The sequence below is a fragment of the Phenylobacterium sp. genome (assembly GCF_004799395.1).
GTDB lineage: Bacteria > Pseudomonadota > Alphaproteobacteria > Caulobacterales > Caulobacteraceae > Phenylobacterium.
In genome coordinates, this window is the sequence record NZ_SSMZ01000149.1 from 1 (window position 1) to 7,532 (window position 7,532).

At 69.5% G+C, this 7,532-nt stretch carries 8 protein-coding genes; 7 read left to right on the top strand and 1 reads right to left on the bottom strand.

Annotation, left to right across the window (positions count from 1 at the left end):
• The 3 genes from E8A12_RS09785 to E8A12_RS09795 form a co-directional block, all read left to right on the top strand.
• The coding region (locus tag E8A12_RS09785; RefSeq protein ID WP_293368117.1) for an FAD-dependent oxidoreductase at positions 1–986 on the top strand (986 nt) is incomplete at its 5' end.
• Positions 987–1,634: 648 nt separating this feature from the next.
• Positions 1,635–1,967: a hypothetical protein gene (locus tag E8A12_RS09790; protein ID WP_293368119.1), complete on the top strand. Its 333-nt coding sequence runs from the start codon at positions 1,635–1,637 to the stop codon at positions 1,965–1,967.
• The gene (locus tag E8A12_RS09795) at positions 1,960–2,298 is read left to right on the top strand and encodes a hypothetical protein (protein ID WP_293368121.1); all 339 of its coding nucleotides are present in this window, start codon (positions 1,960–1,962) and stop codon (positions 2,296–2,298) included. The genes E8A12_RS09790 and E8A12_RS09795 overlap by 8 nt, the downstream gene beginning before the upstream one ends.
• Here the strand turns inward: E8A12_RS09795 and E8A12_RS09800 are convergent.
• A complete protein-coding gene (locus E8A12_RS09800; RefSeq protein ID WP_293368123.1) occupies positions 2,295–2,525 on the bottom strand; it encodes a hypothetical protein in 231 nt (76 codons plus the stop codon). The two genes, E8A12_RS09795 and E8A12_RS09800, sit on opposite strands and share 4 nt — an antisense overlap.
• Positions 2,526–2,578: 53 nt before the next feature.
• Between E8A12_RS09800 and iolC the strand changes: the two genes are divergently transcribed.
• From iolC to E8A12_RS09820, 4 genes are all read left to right on the top strand, one after another.
• Positions 2,579–4,525, top strand: coding sequence for a 5-dehydro-2-deoxygluconokinase (gene iolC / locus E8A12_RS09805; RefSeq protein WP_293368125.1), 1,947 nt, complete (start codon positions 2,579–2,581; stop codon positions 4,523–4,525).
• Positions 4,522–6,360 (top strand): 3D-(3,5/4)-trihydroxycyclohexane-1,2-dione acylhydrolase (decyclizing), encoded by a 1,839-nt coding sequence (gene iolD / locus E8A12_RS09810; protein WP_293368127.1) that lies wholly within the window; start codon positions 4,522–4,524, stop codon positions 6,358–6,360. The genes iolC and iolD overlap by 4 nt, the downstream gene beginning before the upstream one ends.
• 3 nt (positions 6,361–6,363) lie before the next feature.
• The gene (gene iolE, locus E8A12_RS09815; protein ID WP_293368129.1) at positions 6,364–7,263 is read left to right on the top strand and encodes a myo-inosose-2 dehydratase; all 900 of its coding nucleotides are present in this window, start codon (positions 6,364–6,366) and stop codon (positions 7,261–7,263) included.
• A gap of 1 nt (position 7,264) precedes the next feature.
• Positions 7,265–7,532, top strand: a 268-nt coding sequence (locus E8A12_RS09820; protein ID WP_293368131.1) for a 5-deoxy-glucuronate isomerase, incomplete at its 3' end; no start/stop codon positions are given.

The following is a 7,532-nucleotide window of genomic DNA, read 5'->3' on the forward strand; positions in this document are numbered from 1 at the left end:
CCATCAAGGCTGAGACCGTGATCCTGGCGGCCGGCTCGATCGCCACGGCCCTGCCGCACATACCCTACGGCGGCGACGTGATCTCCTCCACCGAGGCCCTGGCGCTCCAGGAGCTGCCCAAGCGCCTGGCGGTTATCGGCGCGGGCTACATCGGCCTGGAGCTGGGCTCGGCCTTCCGCAAGTTCGGTTGCGAGGTGACGGTGGTGGAGGCGCAGGATCGCATCCTGCCGCTCTATGACGAGGCGCTCACCAAGCCGGTGAAGGCCTGGCTGGAGAAGGCCGGCGTCACTTTGCATCTCTCCGCCAAGGCGACCGGCTGGGCCAAGCGCCAGCTGACGGTGGAGAAGGACGGCGAGACCCTGCGCATCGCCGCGGACAAGCTGCTGGTCACTGTCGGGCGGCGTCCTAACACAGAGGGTTGGGGCCTCGAGGAGATGGGTGTCGACATGGCCGGTCCGTTCGTGAAGGTGGACGACCGGATGCAGACCTCCATGAGCGGCGTCTACGCCATCGGCGACCTGGTCGGCGAGCCGATGCTGGAGCACAAGGCCGTCGCCCAGGCGCATGTGGCCGTCGAGGTGATCGCCGGCCAGAACCGGCATTTCGATCCGGCGACCATCGCCGCAGTCTGTTTCACCGAGCCGGAGATCGTCTCGGCGGGCCTGCTGCCGAAGGAGGCCGAGGCCGCCGGCCACGATCCGGTCAGCGCCATCTTCCCGTTCCAGGCCAACGGCCGGGCGCTCTCGATGGAAGCCGGCGACACCGGCGGCTTCGTGCGCGTGGTCGCGCGAAAGTCCGACCACCGCGTGGTCGGCCTGCAGGCTGTCGGCGCCCATGTCTCCGAACTCTCCGGCGAATTCGCCATGTCCATCGAGATGGGCGCGCGGCTGGAGGACCTGGCCGGGACGATCCACGTCCATCCGACGCTCTCGGAGGCGGTCCACGAAGCCGCTTTGCGAGCGCTTGGACACCCCGTCCACATCTGAGGGCTCAGGGTGGTGAGGCGCGACCCGAGGGACGCCGGCTGGGCCTCAAGGGGCACAACAAGATAGCCGGAATGCAAAGTCATTCGCGACCGCTTCCGTGTGTTTTGTGGTCAGCTATCCCGCGAAATACGCAGGAACTCAAAGTCACCCGACGGCAAAAGTGCGGGGACATAGGGGGAAGCATGGTCGGCAACCGAAGCCTGACGGCTGCTGCTTTGGCCAGCGCGAGCGTGCTTGCGTTGAGTAGGGCGAATCCGGCGTTCGGACAGGCGACGCCCGGTCCGAACTCGGACGTTCGGAAATCGTGGTCACCGCCACCCGAGTGGTGTGCGACGGATTCGAGGCGCCGACGGCGCCTGTCGTTGGTTGCCTTGGCCTCGTTCAACGGCTAGACCGCGCCGGACAACAGGAATTCGCATCGTCCATGCGCAACTGCGCCAAACGCTTCGCCATCGCCACCGCCGGGTCCCCCGCGGTTGCGGGCGCGCGCGCGATGATGATGGCCATTATTACCCCCACCTCCGAAGCGGGGCGAACGCACGCGAGATAGAACCTCCGGCGGATCGCAAGATCAAAACCCCGCTTCCGAAAGGCAGCGGGGTTTTTTTATGTGCGCGTCGCCGGTCCACGCCACCGAAGGACCGACCCATGATGACTTCGAACCCCGACCCCCAGATCCAGGCGATCCGGCGCGCCGCGCGACGGTTCACCGACGCCCTGGCCGCCGAGCGCATGTTGCACGCCACGGCCAGGGTCGAGGTCTGGTTCAGCGCCGACGCGCCGGCGTCGCTGTTCGCGTTGGACGAGGCCCTGACCTCAGCCTGGCCGCAGGCTGAGGGCGCGCGCCCGCGTCATGAGATGGTCTGGGCTTCAGGGCGCGGCGATGGGCTGAGGCTCAGCGCCTTCGACGCCGCCGGTCGAGTGTTGCTCCGCCGCAGCTATCAGGCCGCCGGCGAACGAAAAGGCGCCGGTCATGTCTGACTCCGCCCGTCGGTACGCCTTCGTCATCGAAGCGGTCGATGCCCCCGGTACGCTCGTGCGCGTGCTCACCTTGTTCGCCGTGCAGCCCCTGGATCTGGCGAACGTGAGCATGGTCCGCGGCGAAAGCGGATGTGCGATCCGCGTCGAGGCGGACGGCCTGGATCCGCAGAGGGCCGAGACTCTGCTGCGGCGCCTCGACGGCCTGGCCGTGGTGTGCAGCGTGGGACTGGGCTGGCGCGGCCCGGTCCAGGTGGCCGTGGCGGGCCTTCCAAATATCCTGTGTCGTCCACCGGACCACGCCACAAGCCTTGCAGCGGAAATGACCGGCTAGCGCCGCCGCCCGCGCGCCGGGGCCGCATGCCGGGCGAAGGCGAGTTGACCCGCCAGGTCGCCGATGATCTGCTTGATCATCCCGGAGGCCGGACAGCGCACGATCGGGGACGCGGCGCCGAAGACGTCTTCACCCTGGAAGCTATCGTCTGGCCGCAATTCGACGGTGAGCGGCGGATGGTTTTCAGGAGTAATCGATCGCGATTGGGAAAGGTCGACCGCCAGCAAGTCGCGCTCCAGGGCGGACAAGAGAGAAGCGCTTCGGGTCCGGGGCGCTGTCGATGAGCCATCCGTCCGACGGCCCCAGCGACACCGAAAAGACCCTGGACCTGCTGGCCATCGGCCGTTCCAGCGTCGATCTCTATGGCGAGCAGGTCGGCGGGCGGCTCGAAGACATGGGCTCGTTCGCCAAGTATGTCGGCGGCAGCCCGACCAACACTGCCATCGGCGCCTCTCGCCTGGGTCTGAAGTCGGCGCTCCTGACCCGCGTCGGCGCCGACCACATGGGCCGCTTCATCCGCGAGCAGCTGGTCCGCGAGGGCGTTGACGTGGCCGGCGTGATTTCCGATCCCGAGCGGCTGACCGCCTTGGTGATCCTTGGCATCCGCGACCGCGAGACCTTTCCACTGCTCTTCTACCGGGAGAACTGCGCCGACATGGCGCTGAACGCCGGCGATGTGGACGTGGCCCAGGCGAGGGCGGCCCGCGCGGTGTTGGTCAATGGGACGCACCTGTCCCAGGCAAACGTCTTCGACGCCTCAATGAAGGCCGCCCACACCGCCAAGTCGTCGGGCGGCAGGGTGGTCTTCGACGTGGACTATCGTCCGGTGCTCTGGGGCCTGGCGGCGCGGGACCAGGGCGAAAACCGGTTCGTAGCCCACGACACGGTGACCGAGATCCTGCAGGGCGTGCTGCCGGTCTGCGACCTGGTGGTCGGCACGGAGGAAGAAATCCACATCCTGGGCGGCTCGACAGACACGATCGCGGCGTTGCGCGCGGTGAGGAAGCTGACCGCCGCCCTGATCGTCTGCAAGCGGGGACCCAAGGGCTGCTCGGCGTTCCCCGAGGCGATCCCGGACACATCGGACGAGGGCGTGGTCGGGCCGGGCTTCGAGGTGGATGTGTTCAACGTCCTGGGCGCCGGCGACGCCTTCATGAGCGGGTTCTTGCGCGGCTGGCTGCGCGACTTGCCCCTGGAACGCTGCTGCGAGCTCGCCAATGCGGCGGGCGCCATCGTGGTCTCGCGGCACGGCTGCGCGCCGGCCATGCCGACCTGGATCGAGATGGAGGCCTTTCTCGCCGACCGCAACCGCCCCTGCCGCCTGCGCGAGGATGCCGAGCTGGAACATGTCCATTGGGCGACCACGCGGGCCGGGACCTATGACGCGCTCAAGGTCCTGGCCATCGACCATCGCGCGCAGTTCGAGGAGCTGGCGGCCGAATTGGGCGCCGATCCGGGGCGCATTCCGGCGTTCAAGGCCCTCGCCCTGCAGGCGCTGCACGAGGTGGCGAAGGGCGACCCCGGCTTCGGCATCCTGATGGATGGCCGCTTCGGCTTCGACGCCCTGGCGGCGGCCGCGGACCATCCGTATTGGATCGGTCGCTGCATCGAGGTTCCGCGCTCGCGGCCGCTCGAGTTCGAAGCATCGGCGGACGTGGCCACGGAGCTCGCCACCTGGCCTCTGAACCAGGTGGTCAAGGTTCTGGTGCTCTACCACCCGGACGACGCCCCGGACTTGCGCGAGCGCCAGGAACGGCAGGTGCGTCGCCTGTTCGACGCCTGCCGCAAGACACGCCACGAGCTCTTGCTGGAGATCATCACGCCGGCGGGATCGCCCGTCGACGCGCAGACCATTGCCCGGGCCATGGCCCGGTTCTACGACCTGGGCGTCAAGCCGGATTGGTGGAAGCTGGAGCCGATGGAGGATGCAGCGGCCTGGCGCAACATCGAAGCCGAAATCACCCGGCGCGATCCATTGTGCCGCGGCGTCGTCCTGCTCGGCCTCTCGCAGCCGCTGGAGGCGCTGGAGGCTGCCTTCGCGACGGTGGCCGACATCCCGGTCGTGAAGGGCTTCGCCGTGGGGCGCACAATCTTCAACGACGCCGCGCGGGCTTGGCTCGCGGGCGAGGTCGACGACCACACGGCGGTCGCGATGCTGGCGAGCAACCTCTCACGACTTTCTGAGGCGTGGCGGCGGGCGCGCGGTGCGGTGGGGCGCGCGGCATGAGCAGCGTGCGCCTGACGGCGGCCCAGGCGACGGTGCGCTGGCTGTCGCGGCAATTCGTCGGGGTCGACGGGGACGAGGTCCCGTTCTTCGCCGGTGTCTGGGCGATCTTCGGCCATGGCAATGTGGCAGGACTGGGCGAGGCGCTGCAGGCGGCTCAAGGGGAGTTGCCGACCTTTCGGGCGCACAACGAGCAAGCCATGGCCCACGCCGCCATCGCCTACGCCAAGCAGATGCGCCGCCGTCGCGCCATGGTCTGCACCACCTCCATCGGGCCGGGCGCGACCAACATGGTGACGCCTGCGGCCCTGGCGCATGTGAACCGGCTGCCGGTGTTGCTGCTGCCGGGAGACGTCTATGCGAGCCGCCGGCCCGATCCGGTCCTCCAGCAGGTGGAGGACTTCGCCGACGCGACGCTCAGCGCCAATGACTGCTTTAGGCCCGTCTCGCGCTACTTCGACCGCATCATCCGGCCCGAGCAGCTCCTGGCCGCCCTGCCGCGGGCGATGGCGGTGCTGACCGATGCGGCGGACTGCGGTCCGGTGACGCTCGCGTTCTGCCAGGACGTCCAGGCCGAGGCCTTCGACTATCCGGAGAGCTTCTTTGCCCGGCGCCTGTGGCGGTCCCGGCGCCCGCCGGCCGATCCGCGCGAACTGGATGATCTGACGGCGCTGCTGAAGGGCGCGGCCAGGCCGCTGATCGTGGCCGGCGGCGGCGTGCTCTACGCCGGCGCCGAGGGGCGGCTGGCGCGGCTGGCGAGCGCCTGGGGCGTGCCGGTGGCCGAGACGCAAGCCGGCAAGGGCGCTCTGGCCTGGGACCATCCGCTCAACCTGGGGAGCATCGGGGTCACCGGCTCCAGCGCCGCCAACGCGGCGGCGGCGCAGGCCGATGTGGTGATCGGCGTGGGCACGCGCCTGCAGGATTTCACCACCGGCTCGCGCGCCCTGTTCGCCGCGGCGAACCGCCGGCTCGTCCAGGTGAACGTCAGCGCCTTCGACGCGCACAAACATGGCGCCCTGCCGGTGGTCGGCGACGCAGGCGCGGTGCTGGAAGCGTTGGAGCCAAGGCTGAGCGGTTGGCAGGCGCCGACGACCTGGAGCGTCGCGCAAGGTCCCGCCATCGCGGCCTGGACCGCCGAGGCCGACGTCGCCATGGCGGCGCCCGGCGACAACGCCTTGCCGTCCGACGCCCAGGTGATTGGCGCCGTCCAACGCTCGGTCGGCGAGGGTGCGGTCGTGGTCTGCGCCGCCGGCGGCCTGCCGGGCGAACTGCACAAACTCTGGCGAACACGCCGCCCCGGTGGCTATCACGTCGAGTACGGCTATTCCTGCATGGGTTACGAGATCGCCGGCGGCCTGGGTGTGAAGCTGGCCGCGCCGGCCTGCGACGTCCACGTCATGGTCGGCGACGGCAGCTATCTGATGCTCAATTCCGAGATCGCGACCTCAGTGGCCATGGGCCTGAAGCTGACCATCACCGTGCTCGATAACCGGGGCTTCGGCTGTATCAATCGCCTGCAGCAGGGCGCAGGCGGGGCGCCGTTCAACAACCTGCTGGCCGAGGCCGCGCCGCGGATCGATTTCGCCGCCCACGCCGGCAGCCTCGGCGCGCGGTCGGTGAAGGTGGGCGGGGTCGCCGAACTGGAAGCGGCACTCGGACGCGCCCGGGCCAGCGATCGCACCTATGTCATCGTCATCGACACCGACCCTGCGATCTCCACCGAAGCGGGCGGCGCCTGGTGGGACGTGGCCGTGCCACAGGTGTCCGAACGGCCGCAGGTGCGCGCCGCGCGCGCCGCCTACGACGCCGCCGTCAAAGACCAGCGTACCGGAGACTAGTTCATGTCCATCCGTTTCGGCGTCAGCCCCATCGCCTGGGTCAATGACGACATGCCGGAGCTGGGCGGCGACACGCCGCTGTCGACGATCCTGGCCGACGCCCGGGACATCGGCTTTGTCGGCGTCGAGCTGGGCGATAAGTTCCCGCGCGATGCGGCGGTGTTGAAGCCGCTGCTCGATGGCTACGGCCTGGACCTGGTGGGCGGCTGGTACTCGGGCGAGCTGCTGACCCGCGATGTCGAGGCCGAGATCGCCGCGGCGCAGGATCACCTGAAGCTGCTGAAGGCGATGGGCTCGTCCGTCTTCGTCCACGCCGAGACCAGCAACGCGATCCACGGCCAGCGTGGCACGCCGCTCAGCCGTACGCCCAGGCTGGACGACACCGGTTGGAAGGCGTTCGGCGCGCGCATGACCGGCTTCGCCGACTACATCGCCGGCCAGGGGCTGAAGTTCGCCTACCACCATCACCTGGGCACGGTGGTCGAGCGGCCGCAGGACCTGGAGGCCTTCCTGAAGATCACCGGCGCATCGGTCGGCCTGACCTTGGACACCGGCCACGCGGCCCTGGGCGGCATCGACCCGGTGGCGGCGATCCTGGCGCATCCCGAGCGCATCGCCCACGTCCACTGCAAGGACATCCGCGCCGAGGTCTTCGCCGGCGTCCAGGCCAACAACTCCAGCTTCCTCGATGGTGTGCTGGCGGGCATGTTCACCGTGCCCGGCGACGGCGGGTTGGACTACGCCGCGGTCATGCGCGCCCTGGCCGATATCGGCTATTGCGGCTGGATCGTGGTCGAGGCCGAGCAGGATCCGGCGATCGCCAACCCGCGCACCTATGGCGAGCTGGGCCTGCGCACCCTGGAGCGCGAAGCCGCCGCCGCCGGTTTGAAGAAGGCCGCCTGAGATGACCGACCTCCTGGTCCGCAAGCACGCCCCGGACGCGTCCGGCGTCGTGCTGGAAGTCACGCCGAACAGCGCCGGCTGGGATCATGTGGGCTTCAAAGTCGTGGAGCTGGCGGCGGGCCAGACGGCGAGCGGTGGCGAGGCGGGCCGCGAGGCCTGCCTGGTGGTGCTGAGCGGCACGGCGGACGTCGCGGTCGGCGCGGCGCGGTTCGAGGGCCTCGGCGGGCGCGCCAGCGTCTTCGACGACGCCGCGCCGGGCGCTGTCTATG

Excerpts from the sequence above, each read along its gene's own strand:
- E8A12_RS09790 (WP_293368119.1), top strand. The coding sequence starts at position 1,635 with ATGATGACTTCGAACCCCGACCCCCAGATCCAGGCGATCCGGCGCGCC.
- iolD (WP_293368127.1), top strand. The coding sequence starts at position 4,522 with ATGAGCAGCGTGCGCCTGACGGCGGCCCAGGCGACGGTGCGCTGGCTG.
- iolC (WP_293368125.1), top strand. The coding sequence starts at position 2,579 with ATGAGCCATCCGTCCGACGGCCCCAGCGACACCGAAAAGACCCTGGAC.
- E8A12_RS09795 (WP_293368121.1), top strand. The coding sequence starts at position 1,960 with ATGTCTGACTCCGCCCGTCGGTACGCCTTCGTCATCGAAGCGGTCGAT.
- iolE (WP_293368129.1), top strand. The coding sequence starts at position 6,364 with ATGTCCATCCGTTTCGGCGTCAGCCCCATCGCCTGGGTCAATGACGAC.